This window comes from Halospeciosus flavus (assembly GCF_029814175.1).
GTDB lineage: Archaea > Halobacteriota > Halobacteria > Halobacteriales > Halobacteriaceae > Halospeciosus > Halospeciosus flavus.
Genome location: NZ_CP122312.1, coordinates 2,757,864 through 2,781,591 on the forward strand (window position 1 = coordinate 2,757,864; position 23,728 = coordinate 2,781,591).

Sequence of the window (23,728 nt, forward strand, 5' to 3'; positions counted from 1 at the left end):
GGCGGCGAGACACCGTCTCCCCGTGGTACAGGCCGGTCACCGAAACCCGCCGGCGAAGTGACCGTGACCCAAAGGAACTTCTTTCTCCGGGACCTACCTGTGAGCGAGCAGATGTCCCGTAGCCCGAGTTTGCCGGACCGGCCGACCCTGGAGGTCGACCCCGAATCGACCCCCGAGGAACGCCTCTCCGCGCTGAAAGAACACTTCGAGGAACTGCAGGACGTCCACGAGGAGCTCGAGGAGCAACTCGAGTCCGTTCGCGAGAAGCGTGAAGACCTTCGCGAACAGGTGGACGAACTCCAACGCGAGAACGAGACGCTGAAGACTGCCTCCCTCTACATCGCCACCGTCGAGGACCTCAACGAGGACGGGGCCGTCATCAAACAACACGGTAACAACCAAGAGGTCCTCACCGAGGTCGGCGACCGCCTCCGCGAGCGCGTCGAGATCGGTGACCGAGTCGCCATCAACGACTCGTTCTCCATCCAGCGCGTCCTCGACGACGAGACGGACGCCCGCGCCCAGGCGATGGAGGTCGACCAGTCGCCCTCCGTCGAGTACGACGACATCGGTGGCCTCGAGGAGAAACTCCGCGAGGTCCGCGAGGCCGTCGAGGACCCCCTCGTCAACCCCGAACAGTTCGAGAAGGTTGGCGTCGAACCGCCGAGCGGCGTGCTCCTCTACGGGCCGCCGGGGACGGGGAAGACGATGATGGCGAAGGCCGTCGCCAACGAGACCGACGCCACCTTCATCAAGATGGCCGGCTCCGAACTCGTCCAGAAGTTCATCGGCGAGGGCTCGCGGCTCGTCCGCGACCTCTTCGAACTCGCCGAGAAGGAAGAGCCCGCCATCATCTTCATCGACGAGATCGACGCCGTCGCCGCCGAACGGACGGACTCGAAGACCTCCGGCGACGCCGAGGTCCAGCGCACGATGATGCAACTCCTCTCCGAGATGGACGGCTTCGACGAGCGCGGCGACGTCCGCATCATCGCGGCGACCAACCGCTTCGACATGCTCGACTCGGCCATCCTCCGTCCCGGTCGCTTCGACCGTCTCATCGAGGTCCCCAACCCCGACCAGGAGGCCCGCGAGCGCATCCTCGAGATCCACACCGAGGGCATGAACCTCGCGGAAGCCGTCGACTACGAGACGCTCGCGTCGAAGACCGAGGGCTTCTCCGGTGCGGAACTGGAGAGTCTCACCACCGAAGCCGGCATGTTCGCCATCCGCGACGGCCGCGACGAGGTGAAGATGCAGGACTTCGACGACGCCTACACGAAGATCGTCGAGAGTTCCGAGGATGGCTCGATGCCCTCCTACGCGAGCTACGTCCACTGACGCGGCCGATCGAGGCCTCCGCCGGACCCGGCCATCGGGCTTTTCTCCGCGTTTTCGCCGACGCGTAGTGACGGCTCTCCCGGTCTCTCTCGTGGCGAATCGAAGCTCCTTACCCCGCAGACGCCCTCGTTCGGGTATGAGCACGATCCGCGTCGCGTGGGGGACCGGCACCGGCCCCACGTCGATGTCGGCCTACGACGCCGCGCTCGCCGACGCCAACGTCCACAACTACAACCTGGTCGCGGTCTCCTCGGTCATCCCCGCGGACACGACGGTCGAGACCGTCGGGACGGCGCCGGACCTCGGTCCCGCCGGAAACCGTCTGACGGTCGTCCAGGCCGAAGCCGAGGCCGCGGGTCCCCGACACGTCTCCGCCGCGCTCGGGTGGACGACCGGCCGCGAGGGCGACCCCGGACTCTTCTACGAGTGCGCAGGCCGGACCGACCGCGAGGACGTCGAAGAGCGCGTCCGCGAGGGACTCCGCGCCGGCCAGGAACTCCCCGACCGCGACTGGCGTGCCGACGGCGTGGAGGTCGTCTCCACCCGCGTCGACGCCGAACCCGGCGAGCACGCCGCCGCGGTCGTCGTCGCCTGCTACGGCGAGAGCGACCCCATCGTCTGAGCCGGCTTCGGGGCGAGTAGTCGAGAGTAGTGGTAACAATCCGGGTGGTGACGAGGGTTTATACACCGTGACCTACTACGTGGGGCCGATGAACGGAAACACGCCGTATGCCGGCGTTTCGGGGGTCGACACGGGTGGGGACGACGCTCCCGAGATCACCACCGCACAACGCAAGGCACTCCAGGCGAGCATCGGTGCCATCGCGGCCCGAACCCGCGACTTCCTCCCCGACGAGTACGTCGTCGGTTCCGAGGTGTCCACGGGGTCGGAGGGACCGCGCGTGACCGTCGCCGTCCGTCCGCCGGTCGGCAACCCGGTCTCCGCTGGGTTCGAACCCAACTTCGACGGCGAGGACGACGACGACCTCATCCCCGACGCGGAACGCGACGAGGTGGCCCGTGGCCTGGCCGCCAGCGCCGCGCTCCAGGTGAAGGGTGCCGTCGGTGACGGCGACGTCACGCCGACTGCGAAGTAACGCTGTTTCTCACGACTTCGCCGCTCGCAGACGAGAAGAGGGCACTGTCTCGCGACCCGACGACGTCACACGGAGCGCTTCGGTCCGCGGCCGGACTCCGACGCCGGCGGCCCGTCCGCGAGCGAGGACGCGAACGTGCGTGCCAGCGTGGTCACTTTTTCGCCGATTCGAGCGTCGTCACTGTCGGGAGCACGTTCGCTCATGGCTCACTACGGACTGAGGGTCGCAGCAGTATTTAATTTGGCGGCCACCTCGGCCGAAGAAAATAAGCGGGCGTCGAGTTCTCAGACCGCTCGACCGGAGTTCGGCCCGTCGCCGGTCGGGGGGTCACCGAAGAGCGCGTAGGCGACCGCGGCGAGCGCGCCCACGCTCCCTGCCTGCAACCCCAACTTCGTCGCCTCGACGGTCGCACCGGCGACGGCGCCGAAGACGAACGCGAGCGGGATGGCGGCGAGAACGAGGTCGTATCGGGTCACCGCGGCCGTCAACTCCAGCAGTCGGTCGGTGAGCGGTCCCTCGTCACTGCGAACGTCCTGTGACACGCGCATCGATACCACCTACACGTGAACGTAACGTCGGAACCCAACTAAAACTTATCCCGACGTCACGGAGATAGGACGAGTCTCGTCGCTCGTGGTTGCGCCGCCGGTGCTCGTCGTCGTTCACTGCGTCTCGAAAACGGTCGTTCGGGGGCGCTCGCTGCGGCACGCGGGTCGCTCGGGTTCCGTTCGATTCTGGCCAGTCCGAGCGTCGGCGAGGAGTAACCCTACTTCCCCCAGAAGGGGTCTCGCTGCCGGTGTTTCTCGAGGAACATCTGGAGGGCCTCTCGCTCGTCGGCGGGGAGTTCCTCGCGGAGTTCCTGTTCGAGCACCTTCGCGTGCTTCTCGGGGACGTCGACCCACAGTTCGTCGCCCTCGTCGATGTCGCGTCCGACGGTCGGCCCGTCGATGGAGACGCTGACGCGGGCGCCGTTGCGGACCTCGTCGACGTCCTCGCCCTGGTCCTGGATGCCCTTGAGCGAACCGACGCGGGTCAGTTCGTTGCCCTCGAAGACGCCTACGGGGACGTTGCGCTTGAGGGTGCCCGAGAGGACCTCGACGCCGACGACGGCGGGGTCGTTCTGCCGGAAGACGTGGTCTTCGAGGATGCGGAAGCGGGCGGGGCGGACGACGTTCTCGAAGACGGCCTCCTTCTGCTCGCGTTCCATCTCCTCGACGAACTCCTCGTACCCCTCGACGAGTTGGTAGATGACGTCGCTCTCGAAGATGCGGACGTCCTGTTGTTCGGCCTTGTCCGCGGCGTCGCCGAGCACGTCGACGTTGAAGCCGAGGATGACGCGGTGTTTCTCCTCGTCGACGGTCGTGGCCATCGAGACGTCGCGCGGGGCGATGTCGCCGACTTCCGCGCGCATGATGGGAATCTCGGCCTCGTCGAGTGCGTTGGCCATCGCCTCCAGACTGCCGAGGGTGTCGGCCTTCACGACGATACCCTCCTCGCCGGTGTCGACAGCGACCTCGGCGAGTTCGGCCTGTACCTCCTCGACGACGTCGTCGAGGTCGCGGTCCCGGACGACGCGGACGGGCGCGCCGGCCATCGCGTCTTCGAGGTCCGGGGCGGCGATCTTCATCCCGGCCGCGGCGGCGAGTTCGTCCACCTTCTCGAAGCGCTTCTCGGTGCGGATCTCGGCGAGTGGGCGGGGTTTGAGCAGTGCGCGCACGTCCGTGACGATGGGCCCGTTCTGCCCGCCGACGACGATGGTGTCGCTCGCGCGGACCGTCCCGTCGTAGAGGATGACGTCGAGGGTCTTCCCGAAGCCCTGCTCCTCTTTGACTTCGAGGATGGTGCCGGCGCCGGGGCCGGTGACGTCGATCTCCATCTCCTCTTTCATGTAGCGCTGGGCGAGACCCATCAGGACGGCCAGGAGGTCCGGAATCCCCTCGCCGGTCTTCGCGGAGACGGGGATGACGCCGATGTTGTTCTGGAAGTTCTGGAGGCGCCAGTAGAGGTCCGAGGAGAACCCGGCGTCGGAGAGTTCGCCGATGATGCTGTACAGCGACTCATCGAGTTGCTGGCGCACGCGGTCGGACTGTGCCTCGTAGGTCTGCTTGATGGGCGCGTCCTCGTCGACCTGCCAGCCAGGGACGGTGTCGACCTTGTTCGCGGCGACGACGAACGGCGTCTGACTGTCCTGGAGGATGCGGATGGCCTCCTCAGTCTGCGGCTGGAAGCCGTCGTTCACGTCGACGACGAGGATGGCGATGTCGGCGAGTGCCCCGCCCCGCGAGCGGAGCGTCGTGAACGAGTGGTGGCCCGGCGTGTCGATGAACAGCAGGCCCGGCAGGTCGAACTCTTCGGGGTCGACGAGACTCCCGGCGACCTGGGAGACGACGTCGAGCGGGACGGCCGTCGCCCCGATGTGCTGGGTGATGGCGCCCGCCTCGCCCTCGATGACGGCCGAGCCGCGTACCTTGTCGAGGAGACTCGTCTTGCCGTGGTCGACGTGCCCGAGAACCGCGACGATGGGCGTCCGCAGCCCGGCGTCGGTCTGAATCGTGTCTGTGGTGTCGTCTTTCTGTGACATGGAGTAGACCCCCGTAGAACGGTTGTTACGTGAAGAGAGTGGCTTGTCCGGTTTCAATCCATCGTCGTCGCTGGACGAGCGGGTCGACGGACGTCCTGCCGCCGACCACATCGCCCTCCTGCGGTTCGGACGAGTCGGTGTGAGGACAATATTTTTTACCTATCGGAATTGTATGAAAAATTGCCTGCGCCCGGCCAAACCGGGTGCAGGCGACACTCCCACAACCCTCCGCCCGGGGTTTCGCCGCTTCCGACGGCGTCCGTCCTGTGGCGCGCGCACTGACGCGATGGCAGTTCCCGGCCTTCGGCGGCCGTCTTTAGCTGGTAGGCGGCCGCCGTGTGGCCGACGCGTGTCGAGTTCTCTCGCCCGCCGAGCGGCGCGGGCTTTATGTGGGTACGCGGTGCAACTGGGAGGTATGTCCGACATCCTCGCCGAGAACCTCTCCGGCAAAGCCGTGATGGGATCCGACGGAACCGAACTCGGAATGCTCTACAACATCACGATGAACCTCAAGACCGGCAAACTCGTCGACCTGCTGGTCGAACCGAACGAGGAGGACAACATCACGCTGGATTTCCCGAGCGACGAGAACGGTCGTTACCACGTCCCCGTCGGCCGCGTCCAGGCGGTCAAGGACTACATCGTCGTCCAGCGTTAAATGCAGATTCTCGACGCGTCGGCGTTCATCCACGAGTACAGCACTGACGAGCAGGTCGCGTCGGTCCCCGCCGTCCGCGAGGAACTCGAAGGGAGTTCCGCCTACCGCTTCGAGGCGATGGAGGGGTCGGGGATGCACGTCGTCGTCCCCGGCGAGGACTCCATCGACCAGGTCCGACAGGCCGCGCGCAAGACCGGCGACGCGGACGCCCTCTCGGACACCGACGTCCGGGTCGTCGCCGCCGCCCTCGAACTCGACGGGACGCTCGTCACCGACGACTACGCGATGCAGAACGTGGCCGACGAACTCGACCTCGACGTCGAGGTCATCGCTCGCGAAGGCATCGAAGAACAACGTGAGTGGCAGTACCAGTGCCAGGGCTGTGGTCGCGTCTTCGACGCGAAGAAGGAGCGGTGCCCGGTATGCGGGAGCGACCTGACTCGCAAGAACCCCAACTAGAGGGGCGACTGTGCCTCTTCGAGTCCCGCGTCGACGAGCTGCCGGAGTACCTCCTGTGGAGGGATGTCGTACTCGGACGCGAGGGACTCCACCTCCCGTACGGTCTGCTCGTCGTAGACGGCCGATAGCTTGCGGGACGACATGCACTGTAAACTATGGACTGATGCCCTGTAAAACCTCGTCAGGGGCGTGTCTGACGCCCTTCAATGCTTTTGGCCGAACCCACTCGATTCGACGGGTACCGTCGCGCCGGCGCCGCGCGCCGTACTGCTTCGCCGCCATCCCGACGCCACCCCACCCCGACGCCGCCGCGGCAGCGAAGGTTTAGGTACCGGAACGACGCCAGACGGTGCGTGACCCGTGACGACGCCGCGGGACGTCCACTCGGAGAGTGCGGCGCGCCGTCCCGCGGTCGGGTGTCGAGCGCCGCCTGACAGCCTACAAGAGGTCGGTCGTGATCATCACGTACGCCGCGGCGAACTGGACCGCGTCGTACGCCGCGTGCGCGAAGATGGGGACGACGACGTTGTCGGTCCGTTCGTAGACGACGCCGAGGACCAGCGAGATGCAAAAGAGGTTCACCAGCGAGACGACCAGCGGGACCGTCCCGCTGCCGGCGTAGGCGAACCCGTGCATCGCGGTGAAGACGATACAGCCGACGACGATGGCCGACGCGCGCGAGAAGTCGTAGTAGAGGTACTTCTGGACGACGTTCCGGTTGAGTAACTCCTCGCCGGGCCCGATGGCGACCCACGAGAGGACGAACAGGACGAACAGGAGTTGGGGGTTCTCTCGCGCCTGCGTGATGACGCTGTGTTCGGCGCTCGGCAGACCCAGCACGCCGATCACTTCGTTCAGGAGGAGGAGCAACCCCAGCATCGCGGCCAGTCCACCGACGGCGTACCCCCACTCCCGGCGCGAGGGGACGCGAACGTCGAAGAACCGGACGTCGTCGCGGCGGAGGACGACCACGCCCATCCCGACGAACCCGAGAACGACGGCGAAGGCCGCGTTCGCCAGCCCCGACAGCAGGAGAGTGGGGAGACCGCGTCCGACCGACTGGACCACCGTCGCGGCGAGCGCGCCGACGAAGAGCGCGACGGCTCCGACGAACCCGGCAGACGCGGCCGCGCCGAGGCGCTCGACGACCGCTCGTCGGCCGAGTCCGAACCAATCGGCGAGTCCGAACCCAAGCGCGAACGCGCCGGCACCCGCGCCGAGCGACACGCCGAGTCCGGGTGTCACGGTGCCGGTCCGTGGTCCGAGAACCGGGAAGACGAGCGCGACGAGCGCGAGGACGACCGCTACGGCGCCCCCGACGGTCCCGCAGAGTCCGGCACGCCGGTTCAGGTAGCCGAGGCTCCGTGCGCCGAACACGCCGACGAGGACGACGCCGAGAACGACGCCGAACGGGTTCTCGATGGCGCCGACGCGCGTCGCCTCGGTCCACGGAAGCAGCGACGCGCCGAAGACGCCGAGTGCCGCGAGTGTGCCCGCGGCGGCGGCGAACCGGTCCGTGTCTCCGTCGCCAGTCCCGCCGTCGACTCCTCCGTTCGCCGCCATCTCACTCGACACGGAGCGTCGCCTTCTCCGAGCGGTCGCGTTCGCCGCGGAGGATGTCGCGGGCCGCCTCCTTCCCCCACTCGACGGCGGGTTGGGTGAAGGTCTCCACCTCGTAGAGTTCGCCCGCGAGGACGCAGGCCGCCTCCATCCCGTAGAGGAGGCCGCCGAGGGAGTGGGCGTCGAGGGCGTCGAGTTCGACGCGGACGCTCGGGCGACCCGACTCGGCCAGACTCGCCTCGGTCGCGCGGAACTCCGCGTCGAGGAGTTCGCCGAGATCCGTGTCGGCGAGGTAGTCGAGTCCTTCGAGGTCGGTCTCGGGGATGGGGACGTCCGGTCGGTCGTCGACGTCGACGAAGGTGACGAGTTTGTCGCGCGGGCCGGCGCGGTAGAGTTGCAGTTGAGAGTGCTGGTCGGTCGCGCCGAGCGCGCGGACGGGCGTCTGTCCGAGACCGTCCTTCCCCAGACTCTCGGCCCACAGTTGGGCGAACCACTCGGCGAACGTTTCGAGTCCCTCGGCGTAGGGCATCATCGCGTTGACGCCGGCGCCACGGATGTCGAGCGCGTAGGCCGTCGCGCCGTAGGCGTACGCCGGCGTCTCGAACAGCGACCCCGAGAGGCCGTCGGCGGCCTCGGCCGCGCCCGCGAGGAGTGCGTCGATGTCGATTCCCTGGAGCGCGGCGGGTGCGAGACCGACCGTCGAGAGCACGGAGAAACGACCCGGAACGCCCTCGGGGACGCGCACCGAGGGGAGGTCGTGCTTCTCGGCGAGGTCACGGAGGTTCCCCGACTCGCCGGTGGTGACGAGCGTGCGCTCGGTCCAGTCGACTCCTTCTTCCGCCATCGCCTCGCGGACGACGAGGAAGTTCGCGAGCGTCTCCGCCGTCGTCCCGGAGCGAGAGACGACGTCGACGACGGTCCGCGAGAGGTCGAGTCCGTCGAGGAGCGTCCGGACGTGGTCCGGGTCGACGTTGTCGAGGTAGTAGGCGTCGGGTGCGTCGGCGTCGGCGAGCGCGCTGGAGAGCGTGGCCGCGCCGAGGGCGCTCCCGCCGATACCGACGGTGAGGACGGTCTCCACGTCGTCGAAGGGTTCGACGGCCGCGCGGACGGCGTCCGGGTCGGCCGTCTCGGGGAGGTTCAGCGCCGCGTAGCCGAACTCGTCGTCGGCCCTCCCCCGTGCGATTCGCTCGTGGGCGTCGGCGACCCGTTCGTCGAGGCGTTCGAGGGCGTCGCGGGGGACGCCAGGACTCGCGACCTCGTCGAGGGCGTTGCCGATGTCGACACGCATGTCCGGGCCTTCTGTGGGGAGCGTCAAACCGGTGTCGGATTCCTTAACACCCCGGAACGCCCACGCTCGACCATGGACACGCGGGAGAGCGAATCGACCGACGGCGACCGCGAACGCGGCGAGGAGTCGACCGAGTCCCGGAGTTACTCGGGCGTCCTGACCGCCGTCCCCTACGCCGTCCGGGTCTCCGACTCGTGGCTGTTCCGCCTCTACGCGGTCGTCGGGGCCTTCCTCGCGCTCGTCGTCACCATCGGGTTCGGGCTCTCGCTCCTGAAACTCCTCGTCGAGACGGCCGCCCTCCCCGGTGGGTTGGTGACGCTCTCGCGGACATTCTTCGTCCTCGTCGGTCTCGCCGTCGTGCTCCCGCTGCTCGCCCCTATCTTACTCGTCGCCCGGCGCCACCGGCGGAACCAACGGGTGTCGCGCTTCTACGACGCGCTCCTCGCGCTCACGGGGTTCGGTTTCGTCGTCGGCGTCTACCTCGCGCTCGTCGTCTCCGCACCGCCGGAGTACCGCGCGCCGGCGACCAACCCCGTGATCGACGCGCTCTACGCCCTCCCGCCGCTCGTCGGACTCGTTCCCATCGTCGTCGCCGCCGCGCTCATCGGTCTCGTCCACTTGTGGGGGAGTCGTCCCGGCCGACGCGACGCGGAGTGAAGGGGTTCGAAGGACCGACAGTCCTCGGTCCCCCCGTTCCCGACTGACAACCACTCACAGGAGGCGAAACCCGGAAAAGGCCCAGTCGACTACTCACCTCCAATGACTGAGAAGGAAAGTACGTTCCTCGTCACGCACGCCGAAGACGAGTCCGCCGTCGTCTCGGACGTCCACGGGGGACAGGTCCACACGCTCTCCTCGAACCCCGGTCTCGACGTCGACGAGGTGCTCGAAGGCACCGTCACGGCCGACCCACCGATGGAGGTCACGTGGTCGGTCACGGACGTCGTCGAACGCAAGACCATCCCCGTCGAAGCGGCCGACGAGCGCCCCACGCCACAGGCCTTCGAGATGGCCGAGGCGCTCTCCGAGGGCGAACTCGCGACCACCGAACGCGCCGGCGTCGGCGAGGTCCACGTCCTCGCCGTCCCCTCCGAGAACGTGGAGGCGGCCGTCGCGGACGTCCTCGACGACCAAGCGACGCTCGAACGCGCCGCCCGTATCGGCATCGACCGCGTCGAGGTCCGCTCCAGCGTCGAGGACGGCTTCGTCAGCGTCCGCTACTTGCCGTAGGTCCGGCTTCACTCTGCACTTGCCACCCTCCTTCCAGGCCGCACGCCTCGCGTTCGACGTAGTCGACGTCCGTCTCCTCGCCGAGTACGTCGCCGTCCACCTCTTCGACGCGTAGCGGCACGTCCAGCGAGTTCCCACAACAACCCACGTCGAGGAACTCCTCCCAGACGTCGCCGACTTCGACGTCGTCGTGGACGCGGCGGAGGTAGCCGCGGAAGTGCGTCGTGTCGAGTTGCTGGCGCCCCCACCCGCTGAGGTCGGCCGGGTACGAGACGACGACTCGCGTCGCGGTGCTCATACTCGCTCGTACGCGCGCCCGGGACAAAGACTTACTCCCCGCTGGCCCCGTCCGAACCGCCGAGACGCCGGGAGAGACCCTGGACGACGCCCTCGAACCACGGCGTCCCGAACAGCGCCACCAAGAGCGCGCCGACGGCGTCGAAGACGAGGTCGAGCATCGTGTCCTCGATACCGTAGATGACGAGGACGGCCGTCCGGCCGGTCGCGGTGGCCCACAGGCGCGCGGCGAACTCGCCGACCTCCCAGAGGACGCCGAACGCGAGCGTGAACAGCAGAACGAACACGAAGAGGAACTTCGGCGGGAGGTACACCTCGTCGTAGTGGAGGTCGATGGCCCGCACGGTCGCGTACCCCGACCCCGCGGCGAGGGCGGCGGAGACGGCGTGCGTGAGGTGGTCGTACCACCAGATCACCTCGTAGAGTCCGAGCATCCCGATGGAATGGAGGAAGACCGCGACCGTGATCCAGAGAGTCAACAACGGGCCGAGGGGCACCCGAAGGTCGCGCTCCAGGACGCCCGGGAGGAACGTCACGGCGAGGCCCATGAACCCGTTGACGACGAGACTCGGGTTCCGCGTCACGACCCCGTAGCCGAAGATTCCGGCGACGACCGTCTGGAGGACGCGGCTGACGGCCCGGGCGAGGCGGCTACGGCGCACACCACCCGGTACGACGCGGGGGAGGTTCAACCCTCGGGCGCGACAACGTTTTATTTTGACCTCACGTACACGACACCAACATGATGGCGACCACGCACGCGCTCGTGGGACTCGCACTCGCCGCCGTGAGCGTCGTCTCCGGCGACGTCTCGCCGCTGGCGCTGTGGGGTGGGTTCCTCGGGGGCGCGTTCCCGGACCTCGACCTCTACGCGGGCCACCGGAAGACGCTGCACTTCCCGGTGTACTACGGCGTCGCGGCCGTCGCCGCGTTCGTCGCGCTCGCACTCCCACTCGCGGCCGTCCCCGGTCCGTGGCTCGCCGCGCTCGCGTTCTTCCTGCTCGCGGCCGCAGTCCACTCCGCGATGGACGCCCTCGGCGGCGGTCTCGAACTCCGACCGTGGGAGGGGACCTCCGAGCGCGCGGTGTACAGCCACTTCCACCGCCGCTGGATTCGACCCCGCCGCTGGATTCGCTACGACGGCGCGCCCGAGGACCTCGCACTCGCCCTCGTCGCGGCCGGGCCGGCGTGGTACTTCGCCGAGGGCCTCCTCCAGCAGGCCGTCGTCGCCGTCGTCGTCGTCTCCGCGGGCTACGTCCTCGTCCGCAAACGGATGGTCCACCTCGCGGAGGCCCTCGTCGCCCGCCTCCCGGACCCGGTTCTCCAGTGGGTCCCCGAGCGGTTCGTCGCGGACCTCCACTGAACAGTCGAACGATTGTACAACTGTTCGATCGTTTCGTCGAGGAGCCGACGGGCCGTTCGGCCAGTGGCGCGGAGCGGCCGCCCGGTCACCACGGGTCGACGAGTCGGCGCGCACCCGCACCGAGGACGAATCCGACCGTCCCGACGGCGACGCCGGCAGCGAGCGCGGCGACGAGACCGAACGCCGTCCGTTCGACCGACGACAGTGGCTGGAGTCCGGCGCCGACTCCGTTCACGGTTCCGCCGAAGACGACCAGCGCGACGACGCCCCAGTTGACGACCAGGCCGTCGTTGGTGTAGGCGTGGACGCACGCGACGGCGAGGAGGAGGACGGCGATCGTCCCGACGACGTCGACGGGGAGCAGGTCGGACGCGTCCTCGGCGAGTCGGCCCGCGTTCCAGAAGAAGACCATGACGACGAGTCCGGCGAGACCGACGGCGACCGCTCGTAGCGACCGCTCGCGGTCCCGACCGAAGAGGAGGGTGCGGGCGAGAGACACACCGTCTCTGTGTCGGCCCGCGACAAAAGTGTACCCCAGCGGATACGTCGAGACCGACGGCGTGGCCGCGGAAACGTGAATACTAAGCCTTATTCGGCGCGCCCTCGCAACCCGAACGTATATGCCCTCGTTCGAGATCCCGGAGGTCGACTTCTCCGAATACTCGAACCGACAGCTCGTGGGGCCGCCGCTCGCCCTCCTCGCGCTCGCGCTGTCGGTGCTCGGCGTCTGGTACGTACTGTACGGGACGCCGGTCGACCTCGGGATTGCGTTCACCGGCGGTACCGAGCTCGTCGTCCGGGCGAGCGCCTCACAAGAAACGATACGCCAGGCCTTCCAGGCCCCGGTCGCCAGCGTCCAGCCCATCCGGACGCAGGCGGACACGTACATCGTCACCTTCCAGTCGACGAACCAGCAGGCGCTCGTCAACCAGGCCCAGCAGGCCGGTTTCGAGATCGTCTCCGTCCAGAGTACGTCCGCGACGTTCGGTGCGGGCGCCCAGCAGACGGCGCTCGTCGGTCTCGGCATCGCGTTCCTCGGGATGAGCCTCGTCGTCTTCGGGCTCTTCCGGACGTTCGTCCCGAGTCTCGCAGTCGTCGTCTCCGCGTTCGGTGACATCGTCGTCCCCGTCGCGCTGATGAACGTCTTCGACATCCCGCTCACGCTCGGGACCGTCGCCGCGTTGCTGATGCTCATCGGTTACAGCGTCGACTCGGACATCCTCCTGACGAACCACGTCCTCCGGCGCTCCGGCAGTTTCTACGAGAGCGTCGAACGCGCGATGCGGACCGGTGTGACGATGACGGTCACCTCCATCTCCGCGATGACCGTCATGGCCATCGTCGCGACGCTGTTCGGCGTCGACCTGCTGGCCTCCATCGGTCTCGTCCTCGTCTTCGGTCTCGTGACCGACCTCGTGAACACGTACATGCTCAACCTCTCGCTCCTCCGCTGGTACAAGTACGAGGGGGTGGCTCGATGAGCCGCCTCGGTACCCTCCGACAGAACTGGCGCGTCGCCGCGCTCGTCGTCCTACTGGTCCTCAGCGCGATCTCCCTGTTCGCCCCGGGGATGGGTGCCGGCGCCACGGGCGCGCCCTCGGCCGACTCCGGCCCGACCAACCTGAAGTACGGACTCCAACTCGACGGCGGGACCCGCATCCGCGCCCCCGTCGAGGGGATGACCGCCGAAGGCGTGAACGTCACGCAGGACAACCAACTCGAGATCGAGCGGACGATCGCCTCCGAGATGCAACTCGAACTCCTCGACGTCGAGGCGCGTCCAAGCCTGAACACCGTCGAGGTGCAGGTCGAGACCAACGAGTCGGCGTTCCGCGACGCGCTCGCGGCGGCCAACCTCGACCCCTCGACGATTCGCCCGGGCGTGACCGCTCCGACCCGCGAGACCATCGTCCAGACCATCTCGCAGAAGATCGACCAGACCGGCTTCAGCGGCGCCTCGGTCCAGCAGGTCGCGCCGGCGACCGGCGGTCACTACATCGTCATCGAGGTCCCCGGCGCGAACACCTCGCGCGTTCGCGAACTCGTCAGCGAACGCGGTGTCGTGAAGATGCAGGCCTACTACCCGACCGGGAACGGGACCCAGGCCCGCGACACCATCCTGACGCAGGGTGACTTCGCCCGCATCGGCTCCCCGACGACGACCCGGGAGGGGACGCCGTACGTCCCGGTGACGCTGACCGACCCCGCCGCCGAGCGCTTCGCCAACAAACTCCAGCAGTACGGCTTCACCACCGAAGAGGGGACCAACGACTGTCTCCAGAACTGGAACGAGACTTCACAGAGCCAGCACTGTCTGCTGACCGTCCTCGACGGCGAGGTGGTGTACTCCGCGGGTGTCGCCCCCGGTCTCGCGAACTCCATCGAGAGCGGCGACTTCCAGGAGAACCCCGCCTTCCGCATCACCGCGACCAACATGAGCGCGGCGCGCGAACTCCAGATCAACCTCCAGGCCGGTGCGCTCCCCGCCGCGCTCGACATCGAGAACGGTGACGTCTACTACATCGCGCCGAGTCGGGCCGAGCGCTTCAAGCCCCTCTCGCTACTCACGGGCCTCATCGCGACGCTCGCCGTCGCGGGAGTCGTCTTCCTGCGCTACCGTGAACCGAAGGTCGCCGCCCCGATGGTCGTCACTGCCCTCTCCGAGGTGGTCATCCTCCTCGGATTCGCGGCGGCCGCCGGACTCGCGCTCGACCTCTCGCACATCGCCGGCTTCATCGCCGTCATCGGAACGGGGGTGGACGACCTCATCATCATCGCCGACGAGGTGATGGCCGAGCAGGTGAGTTCGAGGCGGGTCTTCCAGAGTCGCTTCAAGAAGGCGCTGTGGATCATCGGCGGCGCGGCCGCGACGACCATCATCGCGATGAGTCCGCTCGCGGTCCTCTCGCTGGGAGACCTCCGTGGGTTCGCCATCGTCACCATCCTCGGCGTGCTCATCGGTGTGCTCGTCACCCGTCCCGCCTACGGGGACATCCTCCGCTCGCTGCTCACCGAGGAGCGGTAGACGGGGCGGCCGTCTCACACTCTCCGTACGGTTCGAGCGACCTTCTTCTACTCCGAACTTGTCCTCGTGGCCTGTCGGCCCTCCCAACGTCCGACAGCTATCGGTGAGTCGACTCCAGCAGTCCGGGAGGGTGATACTGTCAGCCAAAAATACTTCAAAGAAGAGTACGTTACTCCGATATGACCTCTCTCGACAACGTCTCTACCGAAGACCTCCGCCAGGTCTTGGCGGAGGTCGAGGGAAAAAAGCCGTCACAACGGCTCATGGCGGCGATCAATTACCTTGAAGAAGACGGTGCGACGCTACAAGAGGTCGCTGAACGCTATGGATACACTGCTGGCTGGCTCTCGCGGTGGCTTGATCGACTCGAACGGCTCGCCGACGAGCCGTTCGAGGAGGTCGTCTACGACGAACACCGTTCAGGAAGGCCCTCAAAACTCTCCGACAAAGAGCATGAACAGTTCGTTGAAGCGCTTCACAAGTCTCCAGAGGAAGTTGGACTTGACGCGCCTGCGTGGTCTGTTCCACTAGCTCGTCACTATCTCGCCGAGGAATTCGACGTTGAGTACTGTGAGCGTCACGTTCGACGATTGATGACCGAGGCCGGCTGTCCTGGAAGACAGCCCGGCCGGAGTTTCACAAATCCGATGAGAGAGCACAGGAAGCATGGCAAGACGGGTTCAAAAAAAGCGCGACAACCTGGACGACGAATACACGATCTTAGCCATTGATCAGACGCGACAGGTTCTCTCGACACTGATTCACGCATGGTTTCCCAGGGTGAGCGCCCGTCACTCCCGGTGACGGGCGCGTGGGACAGCATCAAACTTCTCGGTGCAGTCAGCGATACTGATGAGACGTTCTTTCTCCCCTGCGAGGAAAACTTCAACAGCGACACGACGATTCGTCTTCTGGATGCACTCCAGACAGAGTTCGGCGAGAAAATCTGCGTTGTCCTCGATAACGCCTCGTATTTCACGGCGAACAGAGTCCAAGAGTTCGTTGAAGATACTCCGATCGAACTGTGTTACCTTCCGCGGGGTTCACCAGAGCTGAACCCCGCGGAAGAGTGCTGGCGACAACTCGATCAATCACTCGGCAACCGCCTATTCGAAACGCTTGACGAACTTCGTGATGCTGCTCTCTGTGCACTGGACGATATCAACGTACCAGATGTCTTTACGTACTTATGTCCGTGAGTATGAAGAGACGAACTGACCGTCCACCTCCGCATTTATTGTCCACTATCGAATATATCTATAGTGCATCATGCCCTCCGACGGTCCCCGTTCGCGTCTCTCCCTCTCGCGTGTCGACGTCCGAGACATCGTCTGGACGAGTGTGAAGGAGGTCGTCGTCCTGGTCCTCCTCTCGTTACTGTGGGCCGCCCTCGTCCTCGTCGGCGTGGTCGTGCTCTCGGTCAGCACCCGCGTCGGGCCGACTGCCCGCGCCTTCGGACTCCCGTTCGGTCTCTTCGCCGTCGGCGTCGGCGTCGGCGGCCTCCTCCGGACGTGGCGACTGCCGCCGTTTCGGTGATTCCTCGGGGGAACAGTTATTCTGTTAGACTGCGAACCAGTCACGTATGGCCGTCGACCCCCTCGACCACTACGACGTCGTCTACCGTGCGACCCGTGACGCCGTTCGTGACACTGCCCTGCTGTTCGTCGCGACTGGTGTCCTCGTGCTCGTGGTCCTCTTCGGCCTCCAGATGGCGATCTACTCGTTCTCCGCGTCGACGGTAACGCTGGGGAGTGTCGCCGTCGGGGTCCTCAGCGCGTCGCTCGCACTCCTCGCGGTGTGGCGACTCGCCGGACTCTGGCGCTGACCGGTCGGCACTGTCGACTCAGAACTGGTCGAGGGCGGACTGCTCTGCCGCCGCCAGCACGTCTGCACAGGTACTCCACGACTCGCGTGCACAGTCCGGGAGGTCGCCGTGCTCGGCGACGTACGTCCGGAGGAACTCGCGGGTCGTCGGGTCGCTCGGGTAGCCGCTACCCACTTCGCCGTACTCCTCGGCCAACGCCGCGACGTGGGCGTCGCGTTCGACCTTCGCGACGACGCTCGCGGCCGCGACGTGCGGGTCGTCGGCGTCGGCCTCGTGACGGGCCTCGACCTCGACGTCGGCGTCGACCCACTCAGCGACGCGGCGGCCGAAGCGTTCGGCGTCGACGTCACCCGCGTCGACCGTCCCGCCGAGTCCGTCGACCGCCTCCGAGACGGCGTCGAGCGCCTCGGCGTGGGCTTCGACGGTCAGCGTGTTCATGTCCGTCTCGGGGTCGTCGATGCGTTCGACCGAAATCTCGGCGACACCGACGTCGACGGCCGGGTGTTCGCGGAGGTCGGCGGCGAGTTCCTCGCGGCGGGCGGGTGCGAGCGTCTTCGAGTCGGCGACACCGTCGGGGAGCGCCTCGGGCGGGGCGACGACGGCCGCCGCGAACATCGACCCGAGGACCGGTCCCTTCCCGGCCTCGTCGACGCCGAAGCGTCTCATCGTCTCATTCCTCGGTCTCGGACTGCTCGCCGGTGTCGCCGCGTTCCTCGGTGTCGCGGAAGTAGTCCTCGTCCTCAAAGGATTCCTCTTCGCCTTCGACCGTGATGACGTCGAGGGCCGTCACGACGGCGTCGACGCCGAGGAGTCCCGCGAGGGAGGGTTCGGTCCGGCCCTCGTCGCTGCTGACGAGTTCCTTGATGTAGAGTCCGCCCTCGCCGTGGACGTCGACGGTGGCGTGGAGTTCGTCGTGGAGTTCGCCGGAGACGTCGTACACCTCGCGGGTGCGCGTCTTGGCGGCACGGCGGTGGGAGACGCGCTCGGGGGTGCGCTGTTCGACGGTCGTGCCCCGGAGGTCGTCGAGGGCCTCGTGGAAGGCCATCTCGGTGACCGGTTCGTCGAACTCCACCTCGGCGCGGTACTCCTTCGAGGCGTCGAGTTCCTTCACGCGTTCGACCATGTCGTAGGTGGCGAGACGGAGGCCCTCGACCTCGACGCGGTCCTCGTTGGCCTCGTTTATCTCCTCCTCGACCGCCTCGACGTCGATGTGGCGGACCCGCGGTTCCTTCACCTCGACGACGAACGGGCGGCCCGTGCCGAGCATCCGGGCGTCGACGTCTTCGCGGCCGGCGCCGTGGAACTTCGCGGACTCGCCGTCCATGGCGTCGCGGATGTAGGGCGCGACGAGTTCCTCGACGCTCTCCATGTACATGTAGCCGGTCCCGTCGCAGTGGTCGCAGGGTTCGTGGTTCTTGCGACCGGTGCCGTTGCACTCGCGACACGGCCACTCGGTCTGCGGGATGTCGCGTTCGAGTTTACGGTAGCGCCCGTAGACGAAGGCGGCGTTCACCTGGACGTCGACCTCGTCCTCGCCGAGGTCGAGGAGCGCGAGGACGTCGGGGCGCTCGAAGTCGACCTCGGTCCCGGTGAGTTCCCCGAAGCGCTTGCCGACCTCGCGGTTGAACTCGGACTTGAAGCGCTCGCCGGCGTCGGCGTCGAGACCCGCGCTCTCGCGCAGGAGTTCCTCGTTCTCCTCGACGAGCGGCGGCGCGCGCGTGCCGACCTGGTAGGTGTCGAACTCGACGTCCTCGACGGCGTCGGCGGCGCGTTCGGCCCACTCGTCGAACTCGGCACAGCGCCCCTCGCAGACCCAGCAGGTCTCCGGGTCGACCGACTCGTAGGGTTCGTCGTCGTCGAGTGCGGCGGCGGTCCGCAGTCCCTTCCCGCGCTCGGCGTTCGTCAACCCGAAACTCCGGTCGGCGAAACACCGGCCGAGGCAGGCGTCGCAGACGGGCCCCTCGTCGATGACGGCCCGTGCGTCTTCGAGGATAGTCATGGGGGTGAGTTTCGCGTGGAGCGGCACGTATCCTTCGGTGTCTGCGTCGGCACGAGGCGAACGAATATATGGTGTGCGTGACACCTATCGGTATGGCCCTCCACGCAGTCGACGACCTCAGCGACGCGTTCGACGCGACACGCGAGTTCCTCTTCCCCTTCGACCGTCGGCGCTGGCTCCGGCTCGCCGTCATGGCGTTCTTCCTCGGCGGGACGGGTGGGACGTCGCCGCCGATGCAGTTCTCCGGTGACTTCGGTCGGGTGCCCGACGTGGCCGGCCCTCGACCCCTCCCGACCGACGTCCTCCACGACCTCGGGCCGAACGCCTGGCTAGTCGTCGCGGCTCTCGTCGCCACGGTCGTCCTCCTCGCACTCGCGTTCGGGGTCGTCGGGTGCATCTTCGAGTTCGGCTTCCTCCGCGCACTCGTCGACGACGAGGTGGCCGTCCGCGACAGCCTCCGGCGCTTCTGGAAACCGGGTCTCAGACTGTTCGGGTTCCGTCTCGTCCTCGGGCTGGTCTCACTGGCCGTCGCGGGCGTGTTCGTCCTCTTCGCCGTCGGCGGGTTCCTCGCAGGCACGCCGTTGTTGGGACTCCTCGGGCTACTGGTCGCGTTCCCGCTGCTCGTCGTCATCGGTCTCGTCGTCGGCGTCGGGAACGCTTTCACGACGTTCTTCGTCGTCCCGGTGATGTACCGCGAGGAGTGTGGCGTCGTCGCCGGGTGGCGGCGCCTCTGGCCCACCGTCCGCGCCGAGTGGAAGGAGTACGCCGCGTTCGCCGTCGTCGGCTTCGTGCTCACGCTCGCCATCGGCGTCCTCGTCGGTCTCGTCCTCGGTGTGGCCGCCATCGTCGTCGCGATTCCGGTCAGCGTCGTCTTCGGTGTCCCGTTCGTCCTCCTACAGGGGACGGTCGCGTTCGTCCTCCTCGCCGTCGGTGTCGTCGTGTTCCTCCTCGTGATGGTCGTCGTCGGCGCGTTCGCCCAGGTCCCGGTCCAGGCGTTCCTCCGGTACTACGGACTGTTCGTCCTCGGCGACACCGACCCCGACCTCGACCTGATTCCCGAGCGCCGGGCGGCCGTCCGGGAGTGAGGGGGTCGACTCGATTCGACTCGACACGACCCCGTGGGCTTCCGGTGGAGGTTTGACCCACCCGTCCGTTCTCCCGGTATGCGCCAGTTCGTCGTCGTCGGCCACGACGTGCCGACCGACCCCGACTTCTCGCTCGACGACCTCGCCGGCGGTGCGGGCCGCCTCGACGTCCTCTGCCGGTGTGTCAACTCCGCACTGTTCCTCTCGCACGACATCCGCGAGGACGTCGAGGTCCACCTCGTGCTCGCCGACGAGGTGACCGTCCGCATCGACGGGTCGGCCCTCCGCTACATGTCCCCCGACGAACGGAACATCGCCTCGCTCGTCCGGAAGGCCCTCGAAGCCAAGGACCAGGCCATCGGCCACCGCGAGGCCGAGAGCACGCCCGGCATCTACGTCTCGAAGAAGGGCTTCGAGGCCACGATGGACGGGATCGACGGCACCGTCGTCGAACTCCACGAGGACGGCGACCCCGTCGTCGACGTCGAACCGCCTGCGGACCCGGTGTTCGTCCTCTCGGACCACCACGACTTCACCGAGGACGAGACCGCCACCCTCGCCGACGCCGCCGAGGAGCGCGTCCGCCTCGGCCCGAAGGTCCTCCACGCCGACCACTCCATCACCGTCGCGCACAACTACCTCGACACCGAGGGCTTCACCGACTACTGACCAGCCATGCGCGTCTCAGTCGTCGGCGGGGGCGACGCCACCGAACGCGACCGCGAGCGCGCCGAACGCGTGGGCGAGCACCTCGCCGAGCGCGGTCACACCCTCGTCTGTGGCGGCCGCGGCGGCGTGATGGAGGCGGCCTGCCGCGGCGCGAAGCGCGCGGACGGCCACACCATCGGCATCCTCCCGGGCGAGGACGCGGCGGACGCGAACGAGTACGTCGACGTCACCATCTGCACGGGTATCGGCCACGCACGGAACGCGCTGGTCGTGCTGAACGGCGACGCGGTCGTCGCGGTCGACGGCGGGGGCGGCACCCTCTCGGAACTCGGCTTCGCCGCCGTCTACGAGCGGCCCGTCGCGGGGCTCGGCACCTTCGCGGTGCCCCACGTCGAGTCGGTCGAGAGCCCCGACGCGGCCGTCGAGTACGTCGAAGCCGAGACTTCGTGAACGGGTACCACGGCCCGTGAGTCTGCGTGATTCGGAAGCGTTAAAGGCGAACATCTCGTTGTTTCCACTGCGGGCCGGTGGGGTAGCTTGGTATCCTTCGGCCTTCGGGTGGCCGTAACCGCGATTCGAATTCGCGCCGGCCCACTACACGTATACCCCTTTCCCCGCATTTCCTGATAAGTAGCGGCCGCTCTGTGGTCTTCCGAGTGCCGGACTACAGCGACGACGAGAGACCTATCTGCGAGTTCTGCGGTGGATTCATGCCCGGGCATTCGCCGCAAGTCGCTGTAAAGTCATACTCAGTTTTGCGGGGTGAGCGCGGCCCAGAGGGAGTCTCGTCCCGCCCCTGCCCGTGGATGATGTTCATAATCGGATCAAACCCCCGGAAGAAGTGGTGTGTGGGGGTCGTGACCTGCGAGTATGAACCGGATCGCGACGTCGAGCAATGCCCCAGACCCGATCTCTGAATCGGCCGTCTACAGGGTCTTCAGGCCTGGATACGACGAAATCGGATACGGAGTCGACTGCTGTCCAGTGGGAAATCTCGACTATGACGACAAAAACCGCACGACTGCGACCGATTATGAAGATTTTCAGCCTCGGCACCGGGTCGAGGTTGACGGTGAACGTGTGGTGAGATATCCCTCTGTTCGACGCTGTTCGGCTCTGAACTGGCTGCTCTCGACAATTTCCGTGTATCGAACCATCGATTGACGACGTCACCTAAATCGGCCAATTCGGAGACGCACACCACTACCTTCCGGGAGTTCACACCGATTATGAATCTGATTCGGCTGTGCTCGCGTCCCTAGCGAATTGTTTCGTCGCTCTCGCTGGCTAAATTCGGTTTTGGCTCGATCGAGAGAGCTAACGAAGTTCGTGCCACAGGACGACCTCAACGTGGTCGGAATCGGCGGTGACGGCCCGTACTCTCACTGACGGTTCAGCGAGGAACGGGACATCTCGTTTCCCCTCCTCGCCGATTGCGCGAAGCACGTCTGCGACGCATGCGTCGCCGACGACGAGAGGGACAGTGTGCGGAAGGTCCCGCGACGCTCGGTGTTTCTCGTCGGTCCGGATCGGCGTGTCGAGTATAGGTGGATCGCCGACGGCAACTAGGACGACTGGGAGCCGACCCTGCTCCAGTGCGTAAAAGACCGATTCGACGACCTCGACCTCTGAGTTCTGTCACCACCGAACGGCGACCTCAGACAGGTTCGTGTTCGGCCCGGTATCCCTCGTCGGTTTCCTCGACGTTCGTGACGGCATAGAACCGGATGCGTCTCTCCTGTTTCGTCGTGACCGGGAAGTCGTAGTGTTCGGCGTCGTAGCCGAACGCCTCGCCCTTCTCGCGTTCGCGCGCGACGAAGTCGCGGTGGGCGTCGAGGCGCTGGCGGGCGACGTTGTGGGAGAGGGCCGCGACGTCGTCGACGCGGTCGTCGAACACCTCCGCGAACTCGGCGTCGAGTTCGTAGCCGATGGAGTTGCGGCCGGCGGCCATCGCGGCGAGCGACGTCGTGCCGGTGCCCCAGAACGGGTCGAGGACGGTGTCGCCGTACACCGAGTACATGTTGATTAGGCGGTAGGGCACCTCGAAGGGGTAGGCCGCCGAGCGACTCCGGAGGGCGTCGTGGCCGAGGTCCTGCAACTCGCCCTGGACGTCCTCCCAGACGTCCGAGAACCAGCGGTTGCGCTCCTCCCAGAAGTAGGCCGACTCGTAGCGGTGCTGGGCACGCGGTTCGAACTGCCGGGAGCGCTTCCCGTTGCGGAAGACGAGGACGTACTCGTGTTCGAGGGTGACGTAGGCGTTGGGCGGCACCATCCCCGAACCCATGAACTTCGCCGCCGAGTTGACCGGCTTGCGCCAGAGGAGTTCCGGCAGCGGCTCGAAGCCGAGGTCCTCGAAGGCGTCGACGACGCGGGAGTGGTTCTGGTACACTCGGAAACTCCCGTCGACCTTGCGGGTGGCGTCGCCGACGTTGACGCAGGCGATCCCGCCGTCGACGAGGACGCGTTCGACCTCCGCCCACACCTCGCCCAACTGCTCGTGCATCGCTTCGAAGGCGGCGCGTCCGTCCCCGGCGTCGAGGTGCTCACCGACTGCGGGGTTGAGCGAGGCGAAGAGGTCGTCCCACATCTCGATCATCGGGTACGGCGGCGAGGTGACGACCAGGTCGACGGCGTCGTCCGCGACACGGTCAAGTCGCCGCGCGTCCCCGACGACGACCCGGTGGTCTGTCTCCATCACGGAGACATCGTTCCCCCGGTCTCTTAGGCGCTTTCGTCCCGCGAGCGAGTCCGACCGCCCTACCCGAGGAGTCGCGCCCACCCGACCGAACAGAGGAGCAACACGCCGCCGGTACCGAGTGCGACGAGACCGGCCACTGACTCCCCGAGGACGAGTGCGGCGGCGCCGGCGCCCGTCGCGAAGGCGGCGAGACCCCGGCCGCGCCAGGCCGCGAGGGTGGCGGCCGCCCCGACGGCGAACAGCGCGAGTGGGAAGACGGTCATGATGCCGCCGTAGAGGTCGGCCGCGCCCGTGAGTCGACCCATCGCCCCGACGCCCTGGAAGAGACCGAGCGCGCGGGCGACACCGTACTGCAGGAGGTAGACGAACACGCCGACACCCGCCCCACCGACGAGCGCGAGGAGTCCGCGCCGCCCGGGTGGATGTCGTCGAACCGTCGGCGTACTTCTCATAGAAGTTCAAGGCGGAAACCCACGACTTGAGTCGTGGGAGGAAGCCGACCCGTCAGGACACAAGCCACGAATACCGACAGGCCGACTCCCCAACGTGAATC

The 23,728-nt window shown here is 67.1% G+C and carries 27 protein-coding genes, 1 tRNA gene and 1 pseudogene; 17 read left to right on the forward strand and 12 right to left on the reverse strand.

Annotation, left to right across the window (positions count from 1 at the left end):
- The first annotated feature begins 111 nt into the window (after nt 1-111).
- From pan2 to P0Y33_RS14570, 3 genes are all read left to right on the forward strand, one after another.
- On the forward strand, nt 112-1,341 hold the full coding sequence (gene pan2, locus P0Y33_RS14560; RefSeq protein WP_279528111.1) for a proteasome-activating nucleotidase Pan2: 1,230 nt from the start codon (nt 112-114) through the stop codon (nt 1,339-1,341).
- Nucleotides 1,342-1,477: 136 nt separating this feature from the next.
- A complete protein-coding gene (locus P0Y33_RS14565) occupies nt 1,478-1,963 on the forward strand; it encodes a pyruvoyl-dependent arginine decarboxylase (protein ID WP_279528112.1) in 486 nt (161 codons plus the stop codon).
- An 88-nt stretch (nt 1,964-2,051) separates the two neighbouring features.
- Nucleotides 2,052-2,438, forward strand: coding sequence for a DUF5811 family protein (locus P0Y33_RS14570; RefSeq protein ID WP_279530126.1), 387 nt, complete (start codon nt 2,052-2,054; stop codon nt 2,436-2,438).
- Between the two features lie 284 nt (nt 2,439-2,722).
- Here P0Y33_RS14570 and P0Y33_RS14575 read toward each other — a convergent pair whose 3' ends face one another.
- Together P0Y33_RS14575 and infB are read right to left on the reverse strand one after the other, a co-directional pair.
- Nucleotides 2,723-2,986, reverse strand: coding sequence for a hypothetical protein (locus tag P0Y33_RS14575; protein WP_279528113.1), 264 nt, complete (start codon nt 2,984-2,986; stop codon nt 2,723-2,725).
- A gap of 218 nt (nt 2,987-3,204) precedes the next feature.
- Entirely contained in the window at nt 3,205-5,019 is a 1,815-nt protein-coding gene (infB, locus tag P0Y33_RS14580) for a translation initiation factor IF-2 (protein WP_279528114.1), read from the reverse strand.
- Nucleotides 5,020-5,434: 415 nt separating this feature from the next.
- Here infB and P0Y33_RS14585 point away from each other — a divergent pair, with 415 nt between their 5' ends.
- Together P0Y33_RS14585 and P0Y33_RS14590 are read left to right on the forward strand one after the other, a co-directional pair.
- Complete coding sequence (locus tag P0Y33_RS14585; RefSeq protein WP_279528115.1) at nt 5,435-5,677, forward strand: PRC-barrel domain-containing protein; 243 nt, start codon at nt 5,435-5,437, stop codon at nt 5,675-5,677.
- Complete coding sequence (locus P0Y33_RS14590) at nt 5,678-6,136, forward strand: NOB1 family endonuclease (protein ID WP_279528116.1); 459 nt, start codon at nt 5,678-5,680, stop codon at nt 6,134-6,136.
- On the opposite strand, the gene P0Y33_RS14595 is transcribed toward P0Y33_RS14590, so the two are convergent.
- From P0Y33_RS14595 to P0Y33_RS14605, 3 genes are all read right to left on the reverse strand, one after another.
- On the reverse strand, nt 6,133-6,279 hold the full coding sequence (locus P0Y33_RS14595; protein WP_279528117.1) for a hypothetical protein: 147 nt from the start codon (nt 6,277-6,279) through the stop codon (nt 6,133-6,135). The genes P0Y33_RS14590 and P0Y33_RS14595 overlap by 4 nt on opposite strands.
- Nucleotides 6,280-6,574: 295 nt before the next feature.
- Nucleotides 6,575-7,699, reverse strand: a complete 1,125-nt coding sequence (locus tag P0Y33_RS14600; protein ID WP_279528118.1) for a CPBP family intramembrane glutamic endopeptidase — start codon at nt 7,697-7,699, stop codon at nt 6,575-6,577.
- Between the two features lies 1 nt (nt 7,700).
- Entirely contained in the window at nt 7,701-8,984 is a 1,284-nt protein-coding gene (locus tag P0Y33_RS14605; RefSeq protein ID WP_279528119.1) for a glucose-6-phosphate isomerase, read from the reverse strand.
- A 72-nt stretch (nt 8,985-9,056) separates the two neighbouring features.
- Here P0Y33_RS14605 and P0Y33_RS14610 point away from each other — a divergent pair, with 72 nt between their 5' ends.
- Both P0Y33_RS14610 and P0Y33_RS14615 read left to right on the forward strand, forming a co-directional pair.
- Nucleotides 9,057-9,641 carry a hypothetical protein gene (locus tag P0Y33_RS14610; RefSeq protein WP_279528120.1) on the forward strand — a complete coding sequence of 195 codons (585 nt, stop codon included), beginning with the start codon at nt 9,057-9,059 and terminating at the stop codon, nt 9,639-9,641.
- 102 nt (nt 9,642-9,743) lie between these two features.
- On the forward strand, nt 9,744-10,214 hold the full coding sequence (locus tag P0Y33_RS14615) for a DUF5812 family protein (RefSeq protein WP_279528121.1): 471 nt from the start codon (nt 9,744-9,746) through the stop codon (nt 10,212-10,214).
- On the opposite strand, the gene P0Y33_RS14620 is transcribed toward P0Y33_RS14615, so the two are convergent.
- Nucleotides 10,192-10,512 carry a hypothetical protein gene (locus P0Y33_RS14620; RefSeq protein WP_279528122.1) on the reverse strand — a complete coding sequence of 107 codons (321 nt, stop codon included), beginning with the start codon at nt 10,510-10,512 and terminating at the stop codon, nt 10,192-10,194. The two genes, P0Y33_RS14615 and P0Y33_RS14620, sit on opposite strands and share 23 nt — an antisense overlap.
- 31 nt (nt 10,513-10,543) lie before the next feature.
- Nucleotides 10,544-11,173, reverse strand: coding sequence for a hypothetical protein (locus P0Y33_RS14625; protein WP_279528123.1), 630 nt, complete (start codon nt 11,171-11,173; stop codon nt 10,544-10,546).
- Between the two features lie 83 nt (nt 11,174-11,256).
- Between P0Y33_RS14625 and P0Y33_RS14630 the strand changes: the two genes are divergently transcribed.
- Nucleotides 11,257-11,874 (forward strand): metal-dependent hydrolase, encoded by a 618-nt coding sequence (locus P0Y33_RS14630; protein WP_328518015.1) that lies wholly within the window; start codon nt 11,257-11,259, stop codon nt 11,872-11,874.
- An 85-nt stretch (nt 11,875-11,959) separates the two neighbouring features.
- Here P0Y33_RS14630 and P0Y33_RS14635 read toward each other — a convergent pair whose 3' ends face one another.
- Nucleotides 11,960-12,373 (reverse strand): hypothetical protein, encoded by a 414-nt coding sequence (locus tag P0Y33_RS14635; RefSeq protein WP_279528125.1) that lies wholly within the window; start codon nt 12,371-12,373, stop codon nt 11,960-11,962.
- A 121-nt stretch (nt 12,374-12,494) separates the two neighbouring features.
- Between P0Y33_RS14635 and secF the strand changes: the two genes are divergently transcribed.
- The 5 genes and pseudogenes from secF (at nt 12,495) to P0Y33_RS14660 (ending at nt 16,724) form a co-directional block, all read left to right on the forward strand.
- Nucleotides 12,495-13,355, forward strand: coding sequence for a protein translocase subunit SecF (secF, locus tag P0Y33_RS14640; RefSeq protein WP_279528126.1), 861 nt, complete (start codon nt 12,495-12,497; stop codon nt 13,353-13,355).
- Nucleotides 13,352-14,899, forward strand: coding sequence for a preprotein translocase subunit SecD (locus P0Y33_RS14645; protein WP_279528127.1), 1,548 nt, complete (start codon nt 13,352-13,354; stop codon nt 14,897-14,899). Before secF ends, P0Y33_RS14645 begins: the two co-directional genes overlap by 4 nt.
- A 179-nt stretch (nt 14,900-15,078) precedes the next feature.
- A pseudogene (locus P0Y33_RS14650) lies at nt 15,079-16,098 on the forward strand (IS630 family transposase).
- A 70-nt stretch (nt 16,099-16,168) separates the two neighbouring features.
- On the forward strand, nt 16,169-16,435 hold the full coding sequence (locus P0Y33_RS14655) for a hypothetical protein (protein ID WP_279528128.1): 267 nt from the start codon (nt 16,169-16,171) through the stop codon (nt 16,433-16,435).
- Nucleotides 16,436-16,481: 46 nt separating this feature from the next.
- Entirely contained in the window at nt 16,482-16,724 is a 243-nt protein-coding gene (locus P0Y33_RS14660; RefSeq protein WP_279528129.1) for a hypothetical protein, read from the forward strand.
- A gap of 18 nt (nt 16,725-16,742) precedes the next feature.
- Here P0Y33_RS14660 and rnhB read toward each other — a convergent pair whose 3' ends face one another.
- Together rnhB and P0Y33_RS14670 are read right to left on the reverse strand one after the other, a co-directional pair.
- Entirely contained in the window at nt 16,743-17,390 is a 648-nt protein-coding gene (rnhB, locus tag P0Y33_RS14665) for a ribonuclease HII (protein WP_279528130.1), read from the reverse strand.
- Between the two features lie 4 nt (nt 17,391-17,394).
- Nucleotides 17,395-18,723: a tRNA pseudouridine(54/55) synthase Pus10 gene (locus P0Y33_RS14670; RefSeq protein WP_279528131.1), complete on the reverse strand. Its 1,329-nt coding sequence runs from the start codon at nt 18,721-18,723 to the stop codon at nt 17,395-17,397.
- Nucleotides 18,724-18,815: 92 nt separating this feature from the next.
- Between P0Y33_RS14670 and P0Y33_RS14675 the strand changes: the two genes are divergently transcribed.
- From P0Y33_RS14675 to P0Y33_RS14690, 4 genes are all read left to right on the forward strand, one after another.
- Entirely contained in the window at nt 18,816-19,808 is a 993-nt protein-coding gene (locus P0Y33_RS14675; protein ID WP_279528132.1) for a DUF7544 domain-containing protein, read from the forward strand.
- A 78-nt stretch (nt 19,809-19,886) separates the two neighbouring features.
- Nucleotides 19,887-20,477 carry a tRNA (pseudouridine(54)-N(1))-methyltransferase TrmY gene (gene trmY, locus P0Y33_RS14680; RefSeq protein ID WP_279528133.1) on the forward strand — a complete coding sequence of 197 codons (591 nt, stop codon included), beginning with the start codon at nt 19,887-19,889 and terminating at the stop codon, nt 20,475-20,477.
- Between the two features lie 6 nt (nt 20,478-20,483).
- On the forward strand, nt 20,484-20,927 hold the full coding sequence (locus tag P0Y33_RS14685; protein ID WP_279528134.1) for a TIGR00725 family protein: 444 nt from the start codon (nt 20,484-20,486) through the stop codon (nt 20,925-20,927).
- A 71-nt stretch (nt 20,928-20,998) separates the two neighbouring features.
- A tRNA-Pro gene (locus tag P0Y33_RS14690) sits at nt 20,999-21,071 on the forward strand.
- 1,063 nt (nt 21,072-22,134) lie between these two features.
- Here the strand turns inward: P0Y33_RS14690 and P0Y33_RS14695 are convergent.
- Nucleotides 22,135-23,172 carry a DNA-methyltransferase gene (locus P0Y33_RS14695; protein ID WP_279528135.1) on the reverse strand — a complete coding sequence of 346 codons (1,038 nt, stop codon included), beginning with the start codon at nt 23,170-23,172 and terminating at the stop codon, nt 22,135-22,137.
- Nucleotides 23,173-23,234: 62 nt separating this feature from the next.
- Nucleotides 23,235-23,627: a hypothetical protein gene (locus P0Y33_RS14700; RefSeq protein WP_279528136.1), complete on the reverse strand. Its 393-nt coding sequence runs from the start codon at nt 23,625-23,627 to the stop codon at nt 23,235-23,237.
- Nucleotides 23,628-23,728 lie beyond the last annotated feature (101 nt).

Coding starts and splice junctions, on each gene's coding strand:
- pan2 (WP_279528111.1), top strand. CDS start 112: ATGTCCCGTAGCCCGAGTTTGCCGGACCGGCCGACCCTGGAGGTCGAC.
- P0Y33_RS14565 (WP_279528112.1), top strand. CDS start 1,478: ATGAGCACGATCCGCGTCGCGTGGGGGACCGGCACCGGCCCCACGTCG.
- P0Y33_RS14570 (WP_279530126.1), top strand. CDS start 2,052: ATGAACGGAAACACGCCGTATGCCGGCGTTTCGGGGGTCGACACGGGT.
- P0Y33_RS14575 (WP_279528113.1), bottom strand. CDS start 2,986: ATGCGCGTGTCACAGGACGTTCGCAGTGACGAGGGACCGCTCACCGAC.
- infB (WP_279528114.1), bottom strand. CDS start 5,019: ATGTCACAGAAAGACGACACCACAGACACGATTCAGACCGACGCCGGG.
- P0Y33_RS14585 (WP_279528115.1), top strand. CDS start 5,435: ATGTCCGACATCCTCGCCGAGAACCTCTCCGGCAAAGCCGTGATGGGA.
- P0Y33_RS14590 (WP_279528116.1), top strand. CDS start 5,678: ATGCAGATTCTCGACGCGTCGGCGTTCATCCACGAGTACAGCACTGAC.
- P0Y33_RS14595 (WP_279528117.1), bottom strand. CDS start 6,279: ATGTCGTCCCGCAAGCTATCGGCCGTCTACGACGAGCAGACCGTACGG.
- P0Y33_RS14600 (WP_279528118.1), bottom strand. CDS start 7,699: ATGGCGGCGAACGGAGGAGTCGACGGCGGGACTGGCGACGGAGACACG.
- P0Y33_RS14605 (WP_279528119.1), bottom strand. CDS start 8,984: ATGCGTGTCGACATCGGCAACGCCCTCGACGAGGTCGCGAGTCCTGGC.
- P0Y33_RS14610 (WP_279528120.1), top strand. CDS start 9,057: ATGGACACGCGGGAGAGCGAATCGACCGACGGCGACCGCGAACGCGGC.
- P0Y33_RS14615 (WP_279528121.1), top strand. CDS start 9,744: ATGACTGAGAAGGAAAGTACGTTCCTCGTCACGCACGCCGAAGACGAG.
- P0Y33_RS14620 (WP_279528122.1), bottom strand. CDS start 10,512: ATGAGCACCGCGACGCGAGTCGTCGTCTCGTACCCGGCCGACCTCAGC.
- P0Y33_RS14630 (WP_328518015.1), top strand. CDS start 11,257: ATGGCGACCACGCACGCGCTCGTGGGACTCGCACTCGCCGCCGTGAGC.
- secF (WP_279528126.1), top strand. CDS start 12,495: ATGCCCTCGTTCGAGATCCCGGAGGTCGACTTCTCCGAATACTCGAAC.
- P0Y33_RS14645 (WP_279528127.1), top strand. CDS start 13,352: ATGAGCCGCCTCGGTACCCTCCGACAGAACTGGCGCGTCGCCGCGCTC.
- P0Y33_RS14655 (WP_279528128.1), top strand. CDS start 16,169: ATGCCCTCCGACGGTCCCCGTTCGCGTCTCTCCCTCTCGCGTGTCGAC.
- P0Y33_RS14660 (WP_279528129.1), top strand. CDS start 16,482: ATGGCCGTCGACCCCCTCGACCACTACGACGTCGTCTACCGTGCGACC.
- rnhB (WP_279528130.1), bottom strand. CDS start 17,390: ATGAGACGCTTCGGCGTCGACGAGGCCGGGAAGGGACCGGTCCTCGGG.
- P0Y33_RS14670 (WP_279528131.1), bottom strand. CDS start 18,723: ATGACTATCCTCGAAGACGCACGGGCCGTCATCGACGAGGGGCCCGTC.
- P0Y33_RS14675 (WP_279528132.1), top strand. CDS start 18,816: ATGGCCCTCCACGCAGTCGACGACCTCAGCGACGCGTTCGACGCGACA.
- trmY (WP_279528133.1), top strand. CDS start 19,887: ATGCGCCAGTTCGTCGTCGTCGGCCACGACGTGCCGACCGACCCCGAC.
- P0Y33_RS14685 (WP_279528134.1), top strand. CDS start 20,484: ATGCGCGTCTCAGTCGTCGGCGGGGGCGACGCCACCGAACGCGACCGC.
- P0Y33_RS14695 (WP_279528135.1), bottom strand. CDS start 23,172: ATGGAGACAGACCACCGGGTCGTCGTCGGGGACGCGCGGCGACTTGAC.
- P0Y33_RS14700 (WP_279528136.1), bottom strand. CDS start 23,627: ATGAGAAGTACGCCGACGGTTCGACGACATCCACCCGGGCGGCGCGGA.